This is a genomic window from Colwellia maritima, assembly GCF_022669015.1.
Taxonomy (GTDB): domain Bacteria; phylum Pseudomonadota; class Gammaproteobacteria; order Enterobacterales; family Alteromonadaceae; genus Colwellia; species Colwellia maritima.
The window spans coordinates 12,491-30,779 of record NZ_JAKKSL010000001.1; the positions used below are offsets into that span (position 1 = coordinate 12,491).

An 18,289-nucleotide genomic window follows, 5' to 3' on the forward strand; every position below is an offset into this window, starting at 1 on the left:
CTAAACGCGACGGTATAGCATTTATATTGAAACGAATAACAAAGCCCTTTATGGCAGGATCATAAGATGACAGATATCACTTACCCTTTTTCTAAACAGCCTGAATTCAATGTGATACAGGAAATATCACCTCGTATTTATTGGCTGCGTCTGGCAATGCCCTTCAGTTTAGATCACATCAATTTATGGCTTATCGAAGAAGATAGCGATTGGACATTAATTGATACAGGACCAAACACTCCATCATCAAAAAACAGTTGGTTGGAAATAATTTCGAGCCAACTAAAGAACAAACCTATTGGTCGGGTTATTTGCACCCATGCTCACCCCGATCATATCGGTCTTGTCGGTCGGATATCTAAGCAGCAAAGCGCGCAATTACTGATGTCAAAAGGTGAATTTGAATTTTATCATCAATTATTTGCCAAAAAGGTACAAGCACCGTTTAGCCAAATAGAGCAATTTTATCAACTCGGCGGCGCAGGTGATAAAGAAGCTCAACGTTATTTAAAGCATATTAAAATTTTCAGCGACCTTATTTACCCAGTACCAAGTATTTATCAGCAATTGAAGCATGAAGACTGCGTTACATTGGGAAAATATTTGTGGCAAGTGCATGTAGGTACCGGTCATTCTCCAGAGCATATCTGTTTATTCTGTGAAAAATTAAACCTATTTATTTCCGGCGATCAATTACTTCCCACTATCTCATCAAATGTAAGCGTTTGGCCAACAAGGCCAGATGTCAATCCAATGGCTGATTTTTTATCTTCCTGTCATTATCTTAATAAAACAATTAATAACAAAACCTTAGTGCTGCCTTCTCATGGACTCCCTTTTAACGGTGGAAATGTTCGCTTGAATAAGTTGATTGAAGAGATGGAAAAAAACATCAATAACTTATATGATTTTTGTCAACAACCAAGAACCGTTACAGACGTTTTACCTATACTCTTTAAAGGTAAGTTAAATGACAGCAATTTGATGTTTGCTTATGGAGAAGCTTTGGCAAGTCTTAATTATTTATGTGCTCAAGGTAAAGTAGAAGTGATTCAGGGAACAAATAATATTCATTTTTACCAAAAAAATAATATTCAATGCTGATAATAAATTTATTTTATTCATTCCTAATTGAGCGAAAAATAGTTTTGTCGATTTGGGTTTATACTTTACTAAAGGGTTCACAATTAGAATCAAGGTACACATTTGATTGAATTACCATTTAATACAATAAAATACCGAACCTTGGGATTCTGGACTGTTCATATTATTTGCATGCTTGTATGTATCTCAGCAACGAATGCAACGTCAATGAGCAGTTTAAATAACTACCTTGGCTCTGAGCAATGTCAAAGCTGCCATGAAAAACAATTCCAAGCTTGGCAAGGCTCGCATCATGATATGGCGATGCGGCACGCAAAACCAGACGCAGTACTAGCTGATTTTAACAATGCTGAACTAGAATTCAACAGCAAACAAAATAGTTTCTTCAAAAAAGACGAACAATATTGGGTCAATATTGAAGGGCCGGACGGTCAGTTTCACGACTACCAAATAAAATATACTTTTGGCTACCGGCCATTACAGCAATACATGGTTGAATTTGATGACGGACGTGTTCAGCTTATTCCTTTTGCTTGGGATTCTCGTGCTAAGGCTGATGGCGGCCAACGATGGTTTCACCTATATCCACAGTTCACCCAAAAGCATCAGGAATTTTTTTGGACCAATACTGGACAGAATTGGAATTATATGTGTGCCTATTGTCATTCTACTAATGTCAAAAAGAATTTTGATCTTAAATCGAATAGGGGTTAATTCCACATAGCACTGGTTTGTATTCAAGAAACCCTACACCCCCTAAGTTACAATGCCTACAGCGCTTTCGTGCTCATAATTTCTTTAACTAAAACCCACTTAACTCATTGAACAATAATAATATTAATTACATACCTAAATTCAAAACTTCCTAGTAGATTATTTGATCAGCTTTAAAAGTGTGCAATCACGCCAACAAAAGCACCTTTAAATTCAAGATCTGTATATAAATTGTCTAAATTTTCAAATTCCATTTTCACGGCACGATATCCTAAGGTCAGATTAAAATGTCCCACCCTACTCTTAACGAGGTCGTAACTTAAACCAACATGATAGTCAAAAAGTGTATGGTCATTTATTAATGAAAAATCACCTTGAGCAAATACACTTAAGTTAGTTAACGGCAAGATAATGTTGGTAGCAACATACAACATAGGCTCAATTTCGTCGGTTTTTATTTTACCTGTAGGAGTAACAGAACTTGATGTTGGTGTTGATGTACAAGGATTACCTTGCGATGTTTGAGGACAATCATCATCATCATCAATAATTTTTGGCCCTGTAACAGTAACGGCACCACTAAAGTCTCTAGCGGTTAAACCCAAATCAAATGAAAATAAACCATTATCAAATAATTCATAATATAAGGTGTAGTCGATATAACTGACGTTAAAACTGACATTAACATCGTCATCAATAGGAAAGGTTTCACTGCCGAAGCTAAATGCTTGCGTTAAGGTAGCTTTACCTGTGGTATCAAGCGTTGTACTTGAAATGCGTACATTAGGGAGCAAAGGAAAAGGATGTTCAACGGCAACAAAGTAGTTAATTTGTTGCTCTTTTTTTAAATTAAAATCAATTAGTCTGTTTTCTTCACCAAAAATACCACTTGCTTCACTCTGCCAAATTTGGCTGCCAAGGTATAGACCAACTGTATCTGCTTGTACGTTAGCTGTAAAAAGTGCAACAAGCGTTGCTGAAAAAGCTGTTTTTTTCATCTAATTAATATCCTTATTTACGAATGACCATGTTCCATTTTTAAATACTCACTATCACCTTTATAACCACAAGAGGCCGTAAAAAGCGCTATTAACACAATAATCAATCGTAACTCATACATCGATTCAAGTTAAGATAAATCTAACAATTAAGCATTTACCTCGTACGGCTAGCGCATTTTAACAGGGTTAAGTGGTAATCATCGTCTAGCTCTGCCACTTACTTTTTCCTCGCCATAAGCCGACTTGGTTATATCCTGTTTAAATAGTGCCATTACTACCTTTCGCATCATATTGTTCTATAAGTTCAATTTATAATGAATATATCGTAAGTATTCAATAAAAAAAGAATTATTTATTGTTGACAATAAATTTATCCTATGTTTTTTATTTGTTTTGCAGGGATCATTCAGTTATTACATTGAGCGTAATTAATCATTATCTAGTCATTGTTGTAATTAACTTATTCTAAATAACCCTATTTAGAATTTTTGTATCCTTGTTATTTTTAATATTAACAAAGGATTATTAATAATGAAAAAGATATATACATTGATTCCATTAATCTTCACGGCGTTTGTTTCTACGTCTACTTTAGCCGCAACAGGTATTTGCACTTTAAACCTTGTGAAGGAGGATGGAAATTTTGCGCCTAGTGATTATGGACCTGGTGGCATGGTTACATACGATGTAGTAATGCCATTTACAGATGGATATTACCCTAATTGGACCACTAGCCGGCCCTAAGCCTAGACTACCCTTTAGTAATTGTATTACTTATCAGGGTGCTCCGTATACAGCGAAAATAACTTCAGTAACTTACAATTATACATTTCAAGAAGCCGTATTAGTTGCTGACTATGAAGTAATGATGGGTTTCTTTGGTGCACAACCGCAGAACCAATTTATTTACCCTAAAAAGCGAGACGGTGGCTATCCTAGAGGATCTGGCATTCCGGTGAATGGAGGTGGCGTTTATAATGGAGTAAATAATCAATTCTTAAATACAATAGATTTGGAGTTACGATCACGAGTGAATAACCCCGCAGTTAATGCTGATTGCCCTTCATACTATGATAGAGATGAGTGTAGAACTAAAAACTCTCGATTAACACTATTTACTGTAGATATTGGTGGACAAGCAATTAACAAAGACACCTACTGTTAATTGATAAGTCAGAGCCTCTCAACTAAGGTTAAACAACCTATATAATTGAGAGGTTTTTTATTATACCGATTCTAATAAACAGACAAATAAGTGTGCAAGATACTTCGTATTATCATAACGTGTGTGAATTTTTTATGTGATGAAGATAACCATACAGCTGTCTTTCCGCACCCACTAAAAGTTATTTATTTTTTATACTATGTCAGTTCGAAAAATACACAGTGAGCATTTTATAGGCAACGCTATTTAAAATTAGTCACCCTCGAATTCTTCAGCATAGAGTTTATTGCTCAATACTTCTTCTACTTTTGATAATACGCTCTCGATTTTTTCAAGTGCTTCTATTGCGCCAGTAACACCACCGACCATCTCTTCAACTTCTTCGAGAAATTTTTCCAATGATCCATGCGTTTCTTTATTATAACTATAATCGAGTGCTCGCTTTGAAAGAGCATGTAGACCGTCAAGCTCTGCGAGTAAATTTGAATTACTGGCTGCACCGGCTAAATCACCTAAGTTAAAAAATTCATGCGAATCCAATTCGTCTGTAATCTCACCGTATTGTTCTTCAGTAATTGCCATTATTCTCACCACTTAAAAAAGTATTGGTTTTCATTATCATAAAAAAAATTTTGGTATTAAAACAAAACTTCAATTAAATGCATTACCCTATAGCATATTGGATATCGAATTCTGTCGCTTTAGTAATTACTTGCACTTTTTGGGCGTGCTTTTTCAACTCAACAATACCGTACTTTTCCATGGTTTTAAGTGTACGGCTCAAGTTACTGGTGTGTCGCCCACTTAAGCGAGCAAGTTCACCAAGAGTTTCTGGGTGATGCTCGTTGATTAGTTTTAATAATCGGATATTGTTATCACTTAATACTTCTCCAAGTGATTTCATAGAGCTAAACCATATTTTTGGATCCTCACGCTTGGGTGTGATTTTTCCTGCCGCAATATCAAGAATCCTGCGTTGAAATTCATCTCTGGGCATAATGCCAATTTTTAACTTACTCATTGTGCAACCTCGCTTAAAATTCGGTTAACCTCGGTGAAAAAATCATTTAACAATTGTTGTGCACTGGAAAATATATAAGGCGTACCTTTGTCGACCGCTGATTTATGTAGGTGATCGTATGCGATAATCCGCCCCTTAAATCTACCTTTCTTTCTTGATTTTACAGCATGCGCGTTATCGAACCCCATAATCCGCTTATTATGATTATTGTGTAGCGTCAGGTTATAGCGGATCCCGTGAGGAATTTCCTTACTAGGCTCAACCTCCCACGCTTCTATTTTGTACCAATAGCTATTATCTTCGGTATATTCTGTGCCATGAAGCTCCAACAATACATCCACCCAGGATCTTTTTCCATATGTTATTTTTTCTCTGCTTTCTATTATCACCTGATGATAATAAGCTTATCAGGCTAATAGCAATTTGTCATCTCTATTACAGTAATTAAAACGGTCGTTTTCTTGGTTCATTATATTTTGACGATAATATGCCGAAAAACAACCAATAAACCCATTGTTTTAAACTATGCAAGATTGTAGTATGAATTTTATCTTTATTGGCTCAAGTTTGTCTTATGTTTATCGGTTATGCTCGCGTTTCAAAATCAGACGGCTCTCAAGTGCCGGATTTACAGATAGATGCACTTATTCAAGCAGGAGTAGATAATAATAGGATTTATCACGATCATGCATCCAGTCGCAAGGATTCACGCCCTGGATTAGAAGCTTGTCTTAAAGCACTGCAACCAGGCAACACTCTTATTGTCTGGAAGCCGGATCGATTAGGGAGAGATATGAAAGATCTTGTCTCTTTAGTTGATGACTTGGAAAGCAAAAAAATAAATTTTAAAGTGCTTACGGGAACTGGTGCAGAAATTGACACTACAACGGCCAATGGACGACTAATTTTTGGTATTTTCGCTGCATTAGCAGAATATGAACGCGAATTAATACGTGAACGTACAAATGCAGGTTTAGCTGCGGCTCGTGCGAGAGGTCGTAAGGGAGGACGTCCGCCAAAAATGGATAAATCTACATTAAAGATGGCAATGACTGCAATGTCAGATAAAAATGCAGTCTCATTGGATATTGCCAAACGCCTAGGCATGACCACAACTACCTTATATAAATATGTTAACGGTGACGGAACATTAAAAGCTGAAGGTGAGCATTTAATGAATAAATAAAGGAGTATGTACTTTGGCCATCAACAACAGCCTTAACATTTTAACGAGTGAAGAAATTGATGAACTTTACGAAATTCCCAAAATAGATGCGGAAGATAGAGAGCTGCTCTTTGAGATCACAGTAGAAGATGAAGTTTATCTTGAGCAACAGAAGAGTATTTATAATAAAATTAACTATATTCTCCAATCAGGATATTTTCGAGCATCCCGACAATTTTATAACTTTGCATTTTCAGATGTTCGAGATGATACCTGGTTTATCATTAATCGTTATTTCCCACACACTCACTTTCCAAAAAAGCTAACATCCAAAGGTAAGCATTACGCAGCCCAAAAAGCGATTTTAAGTATCTACAGTTATAAGCGTTACGAGGCATCATTTGGCATAGAGGTGAGCCGACAAGCTAAACGCTTATCAAAAAGAGATATATCCCCACGCTTTATATTTGATGAATTATTAAATTTTTTCGAAAAGCATCAAATTGTACGACCTAAATATTCGACTTTACAAGACCTGGTATCATTGGCTATACAGCGTGAAGAAAAACGTTTAGCGAAAAAACTTGGCACTTTACTAGATAAAACATCTCGGGATACATTAGATGGACTGTTGGCAGATGAACAAACAATCACTGGTTTGACGCTCTTAAAACAAGATCCTAAGAGTTTTGCCACAAATGAAATGCGTAAAGAACTCAAAAAGCAGCAAAAAATAGTTGAGATTTTTCAACAGTCAAAATCTATTATTTGCCGGCAATATCCCGACAAAATATCCAGTATTATGCCGACATATGTGATTTTTATGATGTCTATCAACTCAAACGATTCGAACTCATGAAGTCCCGATTATGTATGATGTGTTTTGTTTGGCAGCGATTCATCAAATTGAATGATCATTTAACAACGTATTTGGTACATAAAATTCAAGGCTACGAAAAGCATGCCGAAGTTGATGCAGGAGAAAAAATACTTGAGGCAAAATTGGGTGTAGGTGAAGATCGAAAATTAGCAAGTCAAATGCTCAAAGTTGTTAATAATCAAAATATACACCAAGATCAAATTCGGCCAAAATGTTATGCGATCATCAAAAAAGACAACTTTGATGAATTCACTAATAAATTGGCTGAGCCTGAAGTTAATAACAAAAAATATGAGTGGGAATATTACAGCAAAGAGCATAATGCAATAAAAACCAATTTGCGTAGTACCTTTATGGCGATTGATTTTAGCTGTGGTAATAATCATCACCTTAACAATGCCATTAATTTTATTAAGAAATTAATGTTATCCAAAGATAAAATGGATGATAGGTTAGCTTCAGAAGTACCTACCGACTTCATTTCTACCGCGCAACTAAAGTATATTACCTATAAAGGCTCAGTAAAATTCACGCAGGGATCTAAAGATGATGACCACGATGTAAAGTTTGTTAATATCAAGCGATATGAAGTCATGTTATACCGCTCTCTTGCACAAACAATTAAATCAGGAAGCACTTTTATTTCAGACAGTGTCAATTATCGTCATTTGGAGGATGATTTGATTTCCCTTGAAAGATGGAATAAGGATAAAGCTAAAATATTAAATGAGCTTTCTGACTGCCTTAATCTCAAATCAATTGTGGAATTACTCCAGGAGAAAGAGATTGAATTAGAATCTCTATATAAGATGGTTAATGCACGTATAAAGTCAAAAGAAAATAAAGAAATAAAAATCAATGAAAACAACCTATCCTGGACACTGCCGTACAAAAGGGCAGAAGATAAAGCTAACAATCCTTTTTACCAGGATATTGAAACGAAAAGTATCTCAAAAGTTATCGATTACACAGCTAAACATACAGGTTTTTTTGATAGTTTCACCCACATACTCAATAAAGGATCTAAATCAAAAGCCCAACCTGATTACCTGAAAGCATATTTTGTTGCACAAGGCACATCAATAGGGAACAAGCGTATCGCTGAATCATCAGATGTAAGCTTGGAAAACTTAAAAAATATTGCGGGTAAATTTATCCGAATTGATTCTATGATTGATGCCAGTGATCAAATCATTAATAAAACAGCCCAACTTCCGATATTCAATAATTATAATTTGTCTGATTATGGCATTCATGCCAGTTTAGATGGACAAAAGCTCGAAACAAGATATCAAACAGTACAGTCAAGATACTCAACAAAATATTTTGGCTATGGTAAAGGTGTTGTATCTTATAGTTTAATTGCTAATCATTTGCCTGTTAATACCAAGATAATTGGTGCTAATGAACACGAGAGTCACTATGTATTAGATATCGTATATAATAATACTAGCGATCTTAATATCACGTCAGTTTCTGGAGACATGCATTCGATCAATCGCGTTAATTTTGCTTTGATGAATTTATTTGGCTATGACTTCATGCCAAGATTTACTCAATTAAATATGAAAGCTGAGAAAAATTTAGTTGCATTCAATAAACCAAGTGAATACTCAGAATTGTTGATTAAACCATCGAGCCAGGTTAATAAACAACTTATTATTGATGAATGGGACAACATATTACGAATCCTTGCCTCATTAGCGCTAAAAGAAACCACCAAAGTACCATCATCAGAAAATTATCATCATATTCAAAGAAAAACCCTACGTTAAAGGCACTTATCGAGTTTGATAAAATGACTATGAGCATATATATGCTTAACTACATTAATGATATCGATTTGAGAAGACGAGTAAGTAGAGCATTAAACAGAGGTGAGGCATTTCATCAATTACGAGCTTGGAATTCTTCAAATTAGCGGCAAAAAACTATTAGGTAAAACTGACAAGGCGTATGAGATAAGCAATCAATGCAACAAAATATTAGCTTGCTGTATTATTTACTACAACACATCGATACTTTCCGAGTTATTAGCAAAGGCTGAAGCTGCTAATGATGAAGTGTTATGTAGTCAAATTAAGCGTTTTTCACCTGTAGCTTGGCAGCACATTAACTTACTCGGAAATTTTGAATTTAGGCATACAGATAATGTTATTGATATTCAAGATGTTACTAAATTTGCAGTTGAAAACAGTATAAACACAAAAACGACTGAAAGCCCTTTAAATTAAGGGCTGTAGACTTTCATGAATACAAACCAGTGCTATGTGGAATTACCCCCTTATCTAAATTCTCTTTAGCATGCCCTGTAATAACGTGCTTGCCTGAGGCAAAAGTTAAGTTAGGAATATTATCAATTTTTAATGATTTATGTTCCATTAACGGCACTGCTGCGTGATTAACAGCTACGGGAGCTAAGCCGTGAAAGGTCCAGTTATTATTTGCTAATAATTTTTCTGTATCTTCTAAAACTTTGCTACTGAAAAAACTACCATCGTCTGAAATTTTTCCGTCAATATCTCTAGCGCTACAAGCATTTTCATCAAGGCACTTTTGGCTATTATTTTCCTGCTTCGCATAAACACTAGGCGTATAAGCAAAGACCAATGTTATCGCTGTGGCAATAATGCTTTTATTGAAAGTACTATTTTTTGTTGCATTGAAGTTATTCATGATTAGCACTCCCTGTTTGTTCTAATAACTCTAAATCATCACCTTCTAGGGTTATTTCTTGCTCAATAATTAGTTCATATTGGCAATCACAATCTTGCCATTGCTGTTCAATTTTTTCAGTAAGCTGTTCAAGACGCTCTGAAACGGTTTCGTTTGTTTCATCACCTTGTTGGTAAGCCAAACGTAAAATTGAAGGTTTTAATTGTAGTGCTTGTATGGTTTTGTTTAATGCTTCTTGGTGATCTGTTAGCAATGTATCGCCATCAAATGCCATCGCATTAAGTTGAATACGTACCACACGATGTATGGTTGCGCCAAAGTTCGCTTTAACTAATTTACCGCGAGTAAGACGAACAACTCTTGGGTTTTCAGTGCTAATTCTAAAACCTGAAGGTAACGTACGTTCATCAACTTTTAAGATAAAGTTAGAACCTCGCATTTCATTAGGCACTTCGGCACAAGCGATATGATATCGACCATCTTTGTCGGTAGTAACGAGTAAGCCTTGTGCGGTTGCAATTCTTACGGTCGGTAGGCCCATTTCATCTTTGTCTTGATAGCCATTGATATTTTTATCGTTAAATACCTTACCGATAATATCTGAACAATCAAAAAGAGGGTCAGGCACTATACGAACCGTTGCATTAGCAACATTAGTAATTATTTGTGGTAGCTCTCCTGCCTGCGCCCATGCTTGGTTAACATATTCACCTTCGCCAACACCGGCGCCAATGACAGTCATTAAGGTAAAGTTGTGTTGTGCTAATGCATCAAAGTCAATGTTGTTCCAAATTAATTGACGATTATTAACGTCAGGCTCAAGTGTTATGCCATCAATTTTTGCCGAGCCTTGTACGTATTTGAAACCTGGCGGTAGTTGATCCACTACTGCGATATTATTCAACTGACGTTCAAGGTTATTGGTTACCATAATAGTGTAAGGCACTAAATCACCGCGACTTGCATTTGACGTTGGTGTAGTTTTAACGACACCCAACATCTCACCATTCATCGGATCAACAGGAATGTGATTATTAAGCACATTTGCTGATGGCAACTGCGGATTAATAGTAAAGCTTAAATAATACTGTGTGCTATTTTCGCCTTGCTTAAAGTCACCAGAGCTTGTGCCACAGTTATTAACATCATGAATTACAGCGCCAAGATCTGGCGGAGTATCATTTAGTTGAACAAGAGCAGGACTAGGACTACTCAAAATATTTGGCGTATTAGTACAGGCGGAATTAGAGTAGAAGTGCCCGCTAAATATCCCATAGGCTCAACAATGGTTAAGCTATATACGCCGCTAGGCGCTGAAGTGAAGAATAAAAATTGGTATAAACCATCTTCACCCGTAATTTGCGACATATTGTCTTGACCGCCAATTAAATCACGATCAGCGTCAAACCCAGGAGGAGCTACAAGGGTAACTGTCGCACCTGCAACGGTTTCGCGAGTTTCACTGTCGTAGACAACACCTGATGGATCTATTGGTAGATTCTGCTCATCAATATGTTCGCCGCCCTCAAGTATTAACTTACGAATTGTACCTGCGGCTAAATCAACACCCGGTTCGTCAGATACAGGGTAACCGTAAATAACGCCACCTTGAGGATGAATAAACCTTACTTCATATTCACCCGGTGGTAAGCCATCAAATAAATACGTGCCATCTTTACCCGTAATAACTGTAGCAATAGGGATAACATTAAGATTGTCTTTTTCATTGTCACGGCTATCAATTAGCTGCACTGTCCGTACCTTCAAGGCCATTACCATCATCTTCACTGCGGTTATGGTTACTATCAAGCCAAACCATGCCGCTAATACGTGCAGGATCTCTAATTAACTCTCCGAAATTATATTCTGTCGCATGCGTAAAGTGAGTGGTAAAGATGATCTCACTGATAAGGTCATTTTCAAGGGTGCCGCCGTGGCTACCTAATGAATCTTTACCGTCATCCACTTGTTCAGGTTGGGTTTCATGTACTTGATAACCTTCAGCATTAGGTAAAGGTAAGTGTTCAAAAATATATTGACCATCCACAAGCGTATGTGTCACTCGACTAACGGGTTGACCATTACTATCAGTACCCGTTAGTGTCATTTCTACTTCAGGTATACCCGCTTCATTCGCTTCATCTAGTGCATTATTATTTAAGTCGTTAAAAACGACGCCTTGTAAATCACTACCGCGCTCACCAAAGTTATAATCTATGCCGTTTTGTCCAAGATTAAGCACAATGGTTTCAATCAGATCATTGCCTAACTCACCAGACAATGTACCTAAGTGATCTTTACCATCCATCCAGGCACTAGGATGCTGTTGAGTAATCGTGTATTCACCTGCACTGAGCATGGTAAAGCTATAGTCGCCATTTTCGTCGGTGACCGTAGTTGCCGTAACCGCTTGTGGTGTTTCACCGGCAGCTACATGAGATTCAATACCTGATAAGGTAACAGTGACATTAGCAATTCGCATAGCTTCGTTATCATCGATGATGCCATTGTCATTTTCATCTACCCATACGGTGCCTGAAAGAGAAGCGGTATCTAGCTCACCAAAGTTATAGTTATCAAGCTCTTGGTTAGCAGCGAGTACAATAGAGGTTATTGAGTCGTTAAAGCGGCTGTTAGCAATAACAACATTAGCGATGCTTTCTAGGCCATCTAATAGCCCTTCGGGTTGACTTTCGGTTACCTGATAACCATTTTCGTTGCTCGGTAATAGATTATCGAAAGAATAATCACCTTGCTCATCTGTGGTTAATACAACGTTAATACTCGTGCCGGTGAAATCTACACCTGTCAATGTTACCGTAACACCTTCAATCCTCAACTCTTCGCTATCTTTGATACCGTCATCATTGGCATCTATATAAACGGTGCCTGATATTTTACCGAGCTCTAATTCAGCAAAATCATTATCGGTTAAATGCTGATGATCTGCTAAGACGAGCATTTCAACTACATCGGTGGTTCGGCTATTAACAATGACTTGTCCAAGCTTACTATCTAAGCCATCAACAAAGTTACTCGGTTGCGCTTCGGTAATAGTGTAGCCATTCGCATCACTTGCAGGTAAATGTATAAAGGTATATTCACCGCTAGCGTTGGTGGTTTGTGTTTCACTAACGGCTCTGTTTAAGTAGTCTGTACCTGTTAGCGTTAAACTAACATTTTCAATGCCAAGCTCACCAGTGGCTTGCGAGCCATCATTATTTCCATCAATAAAGACGGTACCTGAAATTTTACCTGAATAGAGTTCGGCAAAATTATTTTCGGTTAAATGCTCGTTGCTTTTTAACGTAAGCAAGTCAATAACGTCACTTGTACGGCTATCAATAATTACCTGTTCTAGCTTACTGTCCAAACCATCTTCAAATTTGCTCGGGTGACTTTCGGTAATAGTGTAACCAGTCACTGTGTTTTCAGGTAAATTGGTAAAGGTATAATCGCCATTCGCATCCGTTAACAAGGTTTTACTAATCACTCTATTTAAGTTGTCAGTGCCTGTTAGTGTTATAGATACACCTTCAATACCTAGTTCATCAATAGTTTGAATACCATCATCGTTGGCATCAATAAAAACAGTACCTGAAATTTTATTTGGGTATAACTCGGCAAAATTATTATTGGGTAAGTGTTCATCAATTCCTAAATTGACCTTACTAATAACATCACTAGTACGGCTATTGACCAATACTTGTCCTTGCTTACTATCTAGACCATCTTCAAAATTAGTGGGTTGAGTTTGCGTAATGGTATAACCGTTGGCATTGCTTGGTGCTAAGTTATTAAAACTGTATTGACCCACAACATTGGTTGTTTGTGTTTTATTAATGCTCACACCTAAGCTATTAGTGCCCGTCAGGGTGATTGTTACATTTTCAATGATTGCTTCATCGGCATCCTTTATACCGTCATCATTCAGATCAATAAAAACAGTCCCTGAAATACTTGAAGCGATGTCGCCACCTTCACCGAAATTATAATCAATCCCCACACCATTCACAGGTAAAGCAATGGCTGAAATAACATCGTTAGCTAACGTACCTGCTGATGCTGCGGCTATTGTACCGACGGTATCTTTACCATCGAAGATTAAGCTAGGTTGTGTTTCTGTTAGGGTATATCCGCCTGCGTTTGATGCAGGCAAACCTAAAAGTTGATAATAGCCATCGACATCGGTTGTAGTGCTTTGGTTGATGCTAAAACCATGGTCATCAATACCTGTTATAGTAATTTGTACATTACTAATAGGGGCTTCATCGTTGTCGAATATGCCATTATCGTTAGGATCGCGATAAACATAGCCTGATATGCTGCCACCTTGCTCACCAAAGTTGTAACCCGTACCAGACTGATTAGCCGTTAATGTTATTGCTGAAAAAGTATCATTAGTCGTTTTATTCCCACCTTTATCGCCTAACTGTTCTTTACCATCGCCCCATGTTGTTGGTTGCGTTTCGGTAATAATATAAGTGCCGCCGGTTAGATTGGTAAACTGATACTCACCATTTACATCGGTGGTGTTAGTAAAATTAACTGCCTTACCACTAACCGTTTCTGTGCCTGTGAGTGTAATCAGCGTATTGGCAATAGCGGTTGTTTCAGCAACATCTTTAATGCCATCGTTATTCGCGTCATACCAAACACTACCTTGTAAACTGGCTTTGCCAAGCTCACCAAAGTCATAATTGATGATGTCTGTGTTGGTAGGTAATGCAATTGCGGTAATAACATCGCTCATTCGGCTGCCATTGTCGATAGTGCCATTAAGGCTTTCTAAACCATCATCAAAATTTGCAGGATGAGTTTCTGTCACGGTGTAACCATTAGCATCACTGGTAGGTAAATCGTCAAATAAATAATCACCATTAGCATCCGTTACAACAGTTTTATTAATCGTATTACCCCAATTATCTATGCCTGTTAATGTCATGGTAACGCCGCCTATGCCGTGCTCAGAAGCATCAATTGAACCATCATCATTTTGATCGTTATAAACAGTACCCGCAATAGACGAGTCAGTTACTGTTACCGTGCCTGTATCATTGTCATTACTATCATCTGAATCAACACCAAAGGAGCTAACTGTTGCTGTGTTTGATGTACTACCACCTCCGGGCATCACAGTTACTTTTACCGGAACGGTTACTATAACGTTAGCACCATTTAATATGGTATCTAATTCACAAGTGAAACTATTATCGCCAAGAAAGTACCAGTACAAGCTCCTTGGCTTGTCGTAGGAGCGCTAGTTAGCTCCATTCCTGCGGGTAAGTTATCGGCTAATTTAGAGTTCGCACTGTCCCCTGGGCCGTTATTGGTAACAACAATATCCCAATCAAAAGGTTCGTTAATTGACACGGATGCTTGAGAAGGATCTTTGGTTACCGCTAAATCAACCAGTGCACGAAGCGATGTTCCATCACTAACCTCATTATCATCTAGTGTTGTTTCATCTTCATTAGACTTAATTGTTGCAACATTTTGATGTGTATCACCAGTCGAGTCAGGTTTAGTATCTGAGCTAAAATATAAATAACGGGTAGCTGTAGCGTTCGCTTCAATATTAGGTAGTGAACACTCAGTCGTAATGCTTGTATTACCTATTACAGAAATTCCCCTGTTATCACAAAGCGATGTTGCTGCAGTACAGCTTGTGCTGACAGCGGCGTCACATAAAAAAGTGACTTGTTTCCCTGTTTTAGGTGTCATCACGTCTGTTAATGTAACCCCAGTAGCTAGCGATGGTCCTTGATTTTTAATATCAATTTTATAAACAATAATATTGTCTAAACTTCCTGGAAACCCCTGCCGGAGTTGGAGTCCACCCACAGGATCTGAAAGATCGTTAATATTTATGAATAAATTGAGCTTAGCTTGTACGACGTTAAGGGGTTCTGATTTGCTGTTGTTCGCAAAAACTGGACTATCGCTTTCATCTGTTGTGGTAGAAATTGCTGATGCGTTCCCTAATGTCCACCCGGTATTTGCACCATCCCAACCTGGACGCACTTTCAAGGTGATTGTTTCGGTTTGATTTCTTGTCAAAATGCCAATATTACAGGTTATGGTATCACCTACTAGTGCCAAACAGCTGCCTGTAGAAGGGTCTGAAGATATTAATTCATATGTTCTGGTGTTATCGGGTGGTATAAATGTATGTGTTACTTCAACACCATCGGCGCCGGAAGGGCCATTATTTTTAAAGGTTAAAACATAGGTTGTTTCTGTACCTGCTTCAGTACTGTCAGGAGAAATTGATAAGGTTGTCATTTCAACATCGGCAATAGGATCTATTGTTATAGCAACATCGTCAGTATTATTTGTTGTGACACTTTCACCTAAAATTTCAGAATATACGTTGGCGGTATTAGTAAAAGTACCATCATACAAACCACGGGTAGTGGTAATGGTAATTATAACCGTATCAGCACCGGTACCAGTAGTGCCACCAAAAGTTTGACCATCGTTCAATACACATTGTACCGTTGCATTAGATATATCACAGGTGAAATTTTGTTGTGATCCTCCAGTAACTGATGCGTTTATAGTTGTTTCACCAGTAACAAACCCTGGGATGGTGTCTTGAATAACTACACCGTTATCAGTGCCTGTATCAACAATATCCTTGCCAGTATTTGTTACGGTTAATGTGTACTCGATAGTATCTTCAGTGACCTCTAATACATCATTGCCATTAGGGGTAGAAACAGTTTTCGCTATAGCTAAATCAGCTATGGCTGCTGTACTTTTAACTCCTATGAAGCCAGTACAGTGATTACCAAAGAACATTGTCTGGTCGCCCTGTATTACCGCCAAAATCTTCATCTGCCACACAAGCTTTATTGGCAATAGATACGCTTTCGGCATCAGCCCTAGTCACAATTCTTAACTCACTACTAGAATTGCCATTGGCTAAAACGATAGGTGTAACACCTGACTTATATTCACAAGTTACTATTCCGCCTTGACTCCTCCAGGGTGCGTACAATTCCAATTAGTCCCAGTAAACGACTGATAGGTTTCATCTGCGTTCAGGGTGTCAACTACTGTGACCATACCGTTGGTGTCTTGGGGTCCATTATTTTTAACTCTTATGACACTCGTCATATTAGAGCCTCTTGCCACTGGGTTAGGGCCTTTAGTTTTTGAAATTTCTAAATCTGCACCATCAGGCACAATATCAAAATTAACTATGGCATGGTCATTACCAGAAATAGGATCGCTTGTGTCGCTAGTAATATAGGCATTATTATCTATACCTGTGCCCATAGCAGGTACGTCTGTTGTAATTACAATATTGTCAGTTGCCCCCACACTGTATGAAGCACGAGTACAAGTCACTGTTACGCCTGCTGCACCACAAGTCCAAACAAGACCAGTGTAACCTTGGTAATTAAAGTTAACAGGTAAGACATCTGTAACAACCACATTATCAGCAGTAAAAGGGCCAAGGTTTCTTGGGCTTAGGGTAAAGTCGGTTGTAGCGCCGCCAACAACTGGGCTAGCGACGGTTTTAGTGATGCTTAAATCAGTACCTTGAGTAATTAATGTGTCTTCAGTTGAAGTATTATTGTTTGTTTCGGGATCTTTTGTGTCGGCACTCACTATCGCTGTATTGGTGACATTGCCGGTTATTGCACCAGTAACTTTAGCATTAAGTGTGATTGTTGGCGCATTTGCACCATTAGCGATACTGGCTCGGGTACAGGTAACGGTTTGTCCTGAGTTACCACAACTCCGCCCAGTTCCACCAAGAGAAACATAGCTAACGTTTGTAGGTAAGGTATCCGTTACCGTGATGTTATTTGAAGCATCAGGACCAATATTATTGACGTTAATCGCGTAGCTATATGAACCACCAAGAATAACAGGGTCTTTGCTGTCAGTTTGAACAATATTTAAGTCAGCACCATTATCAATGGTTGTTGACTCCTCAGCACTATTATTGTCGGTGTTAACATCATTTGACGTTGTAGTTATCTCGGCTGTTATCTTAGTCGTAATACCTGTGGTAGCACTCGTTTTAACTACTAGATTAACATCGGTGGCTGCTGAACCAGGAAAATTGCCAAAATTACAGGTTAAACTACCAGGTGAACCGCCGTCATGCGTACAAGTACCATCATCTAGATCATCTACATCGACACCTTGAAAACTTGTGTGTTCTGCCAAGTTAACCGTTAAGACGACATTATCGGCGGCACTAGAATCATTATTTCCTAACGATAGAGTATACGTGATATTCCCACCCCGAGGCGCAGAGGTAGGATCGTCGATGATTTGTGAAATTAGCACATCGGCTGCACTGACCGAAAATGAAATCAGTATTAACGCTGACAATGATAAGAGTTTTTTGATCATGGTTCACCAAATGTGTTAGTAAAATATATAGTTATTTTTTACACTTCTAGTCACAATGCTTCTGATTAGAAAAAAACACTTATAAGTGACTGTTGTAAAATACAAAAAATTATGACTTAAGATGAAATGTACAAATTTTTAAATACTGATTAGTACATAACAAAACACTCCTACTCAGGAGTGCTTT

Annotated in this window: 18 protein-coding genes and 1 pseudogene; 9 read left to right on the top strand and 10 right to left on the bottom strand. The window is 37.8% G+C overall.

Going from position 1 to position 18,289, the window contains the following annotated elements; genetic code table 11:
• Window positions 1-66 precede the first annotated feature (66 nt).
• Window positions 67-1,104, top strand: a complete 1,038-nt coding sequence (locus L3081_RS00080; protein WP_242282662.1) for an MBL fold metallo-hydrolase — start codon at window positions 67-69, stop codon at window positions 1,102-1,104.
• Between the two features lie 102 nt (window positions 1,105-1,206).
• Window positions 1,207-1,818: a cytochrome c family protein gene (locus tag L3081_RS00085; RefSeq protein ID WP_242282663.1), complete on the top strand. Its 612-nt coding sequence runs from the start codon at window positions 1,207-1,209 to the stop codon at window positions 1,816-1,818.
• Between the two features lie 173 nt (window positions 1,819-1,991).
• Here the strand turns inward: L3081_RS00085 and L3081_RS00090 are convergent, their stop codons facing one another.
• The gene (locus tag L3081_RS00090; RefSeq protein WP_182253899.1) at window positions 1,992-2,816 is read right to left on the bottom strand and encodes a TIGR04219 family outer membrane beta-barrel protein; all 825 of its coding nucleotides are present in this window, start codon (window positions 2,814-2,816) and stop codon (window positions 1,992-1,994) included.
• Between the two features lie 534 nt (window positions 2,817-3,350).
• Here L3081_RS00090 and L3081_RS00095 point away from each other — a divergent pair.
• Both L3081_RS00095 and L3081_RS00100 read left to right on the top strand, forming a co-directional pair.
• Window positions 3,351-3,563 (top strand): hypothetical protein, encoded by a 213-nt coding sequence (locus tag L3081_RS00095; RefSeq protein WP_242282664.1) that lies wholly within the window; start codon window positions 3,351-3,353, stop codon window positions 3,561-3,563.
• Window positions 3,526-3,984, top strand: a complete 459-nt coding sequence (locus L3081_RS00100) for a hypothetical protein (RefSeq protein ID WP_242282665.1) — start codon at window positions 3,526-3,528, stop codon at window positions 3,982-3,984. Before L3081_RS00095 ends, L3081_RS00100 begins: the two co-directional genes overlap by 38 nt.
• 252 nt (window positions 3,985-4,236) lie before the next feature.
• On the opposite strand, the gene L3081_RS00105 is transcribed toward L3081_RS00100, so the two are convergent.
• The 3 genes from L3081_RS00105 to L3081_RS00115 form a co-directional block, all read right to left on the bottom strand.
• Window positions 4,237-4,566: a hypothetical protein gene (locus tag L3081_RS00105; protein ID WP_182253895.1), complete on the bottom strand. Its 330-nt coding sequence runs from the start codon at window positions 4,564-4,566 to the stop codon at window positions 4,237-4,239.
• A gap of 82 nt (window positions 4,567-4,648) precedes the next feature.
• Window positions 4,649-5,005, bottom strand: a complete 357-nt coding sequence (locus L3081_RS00110; protein WP_182253893.1) for an HVO_A0114 family putative DNA-binding protein — start codon at window positions 5,003-5,005, stop codon at window positions 4,649-4,651.
• Window positions 5,002-5,346 (bottom strand): toxin-antitoxin system TumE family protein, encoded by a 345-nt coding sequence (locus L3081_RS00115; protein WP_242282666.1) that lies wholly within the window; start codon window positions 5,344-5,346, stop codon window positions 5,002-5,004. The genes L3081_RS00110 and L3081_RS00115 overlap by 4 nt, the downstream gene beginning before the upstream one ends.
• A gap of 233 nt (window positions 5,347-5,579) precedes the next feature.
• On the opposite strand from L3081_RS00115, the gene L3081_RS00120 reads away from it, so the two are divergent.
• The 4 genes and pseudogenes from L3081_RS00120 (at window position 5,580) to L3081_RS00135 (ending at window position 9,284) form a co-directional block, all read left to right on the top strand.
• Window positions 5,580-6,191: a recombinase family protein gene (locus tag L3081_RS00120; protein ID WP_242282667.1), complete on the top strand. Its 612-nt coding sequence runs from the start codon at window positions 5,580-5,582 to the stop codon at window positions 6,189-6,191.
• A 13-nt stretch (window positions 6,192-6,204) separates the two neighbouring features.
• Window positions 6,205-7,029, top strand: coding sequence for a DUF4158 domain-containing protein (locus L3081_RS00125; protein WP_242282668.1), 825 nt, complete (start codon window positions 6,205-6,207; stop codon window positions 7,027-7,029).
• An 830-nt stretch (window positions 7,030-7,859) separates the two neighbouring features.
• Window positions 7,860-8,971: pseudogene (locus L3081_RS28815) on the top strand (Tn3 family transposase).
• A complete protein-coding gene (locus L3081_RS00135; protein ID WP_242282670.1) occupies window positions 8,928-9,284 on the top strand; it encodes a transposase in 357 nt (118 codons plus the stop codon). Before L3081_RS28815 ends, L3081_RS00135 begins: the two are co-directional and overlap by 44 nt.
• A gap of 13 nt (window positions 9,285-9,297) precedes the next feature.
• On the opposite strand, the gene L3081_RS00140 is transcribed toward L3081_RS00135, so the two are convergent.
• Genes L3081_RS00140 through L3081_RS00160 form a run of 5 tightly spaced genes read right to left on the bottom strand, consistent with a single transcriptional unit; the run spans window position 9,298 to window position 16,530 of the window.
• On the bottom strand, window positions 9,298-9,726 hold the full coding sequence (locus L3081_RS00140; protein ID WP_242282671.1) for a hypothetical protein: 429 nt from the start codon (window positions 9,724-9,726) through the stop codon (window positions 9,298-9,300).
• On the bottom strand, window positions 9,719-10,942 hold the full coding sequence (locus L3081_RS00145) for a DUF11 domain-containing protein (RefSeq protein WP_242282672.1): 1,224 nt from the start codon (window positions 10,940-10,942) through the stop codon (window positions 9,719-9,721). The genes L3081_RS00140 and L3081_RS00145 overlap by 8 nt, the downstream gene beginning before the upstream one ends.
• On the bottom strand, window positions 10,939-11,478 hold the full coding sequence (locus L3081_RS00150; RefSeq protein ID WP_242282673.1) for an MSCRAMM family protein: 540 nt from the start codon (window positions 11,476-11,478) through the stop codon (window positions 10,939-10,941). The genes L3081_RS00145 and L3081_RS00150 overlap by 4 nt, the downstream gene beginning before the upstream one ends.
• Window positions 11,465-14,962: a beta strand repeat-containing protein gene (locus L3081_RS00155; RefSeq protein WP_242282674.1), complete on the bottom strand. Its 3,498-nt coding sequence runs from the start codon at window positions 14,960-14,962 to the stop codon at window positions 11,465-11,467. The genes L3081_RS00150 and L3081_RS00155 overlap by 14 nt, the downstream gene beginning before the upstream one ends.
• A complete protein-coding gene (locus L3081_RS00160) occupies window positions 14,917-16,530 on the bottom strand; it encodes a DUF11 domain-containing protein (RefSeq protein ID WP_242282675.1) in 1,614 nt (537 codons plus the stop codon). The genes L3081_RS00155 and L3081_RS00160 overlap by 46 nt, the downstream gene beginning before the upstream one ends.
• Between L3081_RS00160 and L3081_RS00165 the strand changes: the two genes are divergently transcribed.
• Window positions 16,530-16,709 carry a hypothetical protein gene (locus tag L3081_RS00165; RefSeq protein WP_242282676.1) on the top strand — a complete coding sequence of 60 codons (180 nt, stop codon included), beginning with the start codon at window positions 16,530-16,532 and terminating at the stop codon, window positions 16,707-16,709. The genes L3081_RS00160 and L3081_RS00165 overlap by 1 nt on opposite strands.
• On the opposite strand, the gene L3081_RS00170 is transcribed toward L3081_RS00165, so the two are convergent.
• Window positions 16,696-18,102: a DUF11 domain-containing protein gene (locus L3081_RS00170; protein WP_242282677.1), complete on the bottom strand. Its 1,407-nt coding sequence runs from the start codon at window positions 18,100-18,102 to the stop codon at window positions 16,696-16,698. The two genes, L3081_RS00165 and L3081_RS00170, sit on opposite strands and share 14 nt — an antisense overlap.
• Window positions 18,103-18,289: the final 187 nt, after the last annotated feature.

What these genes read in the sequence shown, in the direction of transcription:
- L3081_RS00080 (WP_242282662.1), top strand. Translation starts at nt 67, where the DNA reads ATGACAGATATCACTTACCCTTTTTCTAAACAGCCTGAATTCAATGTG.
- L3081_RS00120 (WP_242282667.1), top strand. Translation starts at nt 5,580, where the DNA reads ATGTTTATCGGTTATGCTCGCGTTTCAAAATCAGACGGCTCTCAAGTG.
- L3081_RS00095 (WP_242282664.1), top strand. Translation starts at nt 3,351, where the DNA reads ATGAAAAAGATATATACATTGATTCCATTAATCTTCACGGCGTTTGTT.
- L3081_RS00170 (WP_242282677.1), bottom strand. Translation starts at nt 18,102, where the DNA reads ATGATCAAAAAACTCTTATCATTGTCAGCGTTAATACTGATTTCATTT.
- L3081_RS00140 (WP_242282671.1), bottom strand. Translation starts at nt 9,726, where the DNA reads ATGAATAACTTCAATGCAACAAAAAATAGTACTTTCAATAAAAGCATT.
- L3081_RS00160 (WP_242282675.1), bottom strand. Translation starts at nt 16,530, where the DNA reads ATGTTCTTTGGTAATCACTGTACTGGCTTCATAGGAGTTAAAAGTACA.
- L3081_RS00090 (WP_182253899.1), bottom strand. Translation starts at nt 2,816, where the DNA reads ATGAAAAAAACAGCTTTTTCAGCAACGCTTGTTGCACTTTTTACAGCT.
- L3081_RS00110 (WP_182253893.1), bottom strand. Translation starts at nt 5,005, where the DNA reads ATGAGTAAGTTAAAAATTGGCATTATGCCCAGAGATGAATTTCAACGC.
- L3081_RS00105 (WP_182253895.1), bottom strand. Translation starts at nt 4,566, where the DNA reads ATGGCAATTACTGAAGAACAATACGGTGAGATTACAGACGAATTGGAT.
- L3081_RS00100 (WP_242282665.1), top strand. Translation starts at nt 3,526, where the DNA reads ATGGATATTACCCTAATTGGACCACTAGCCGGCCCTAAGCCTAGACTA.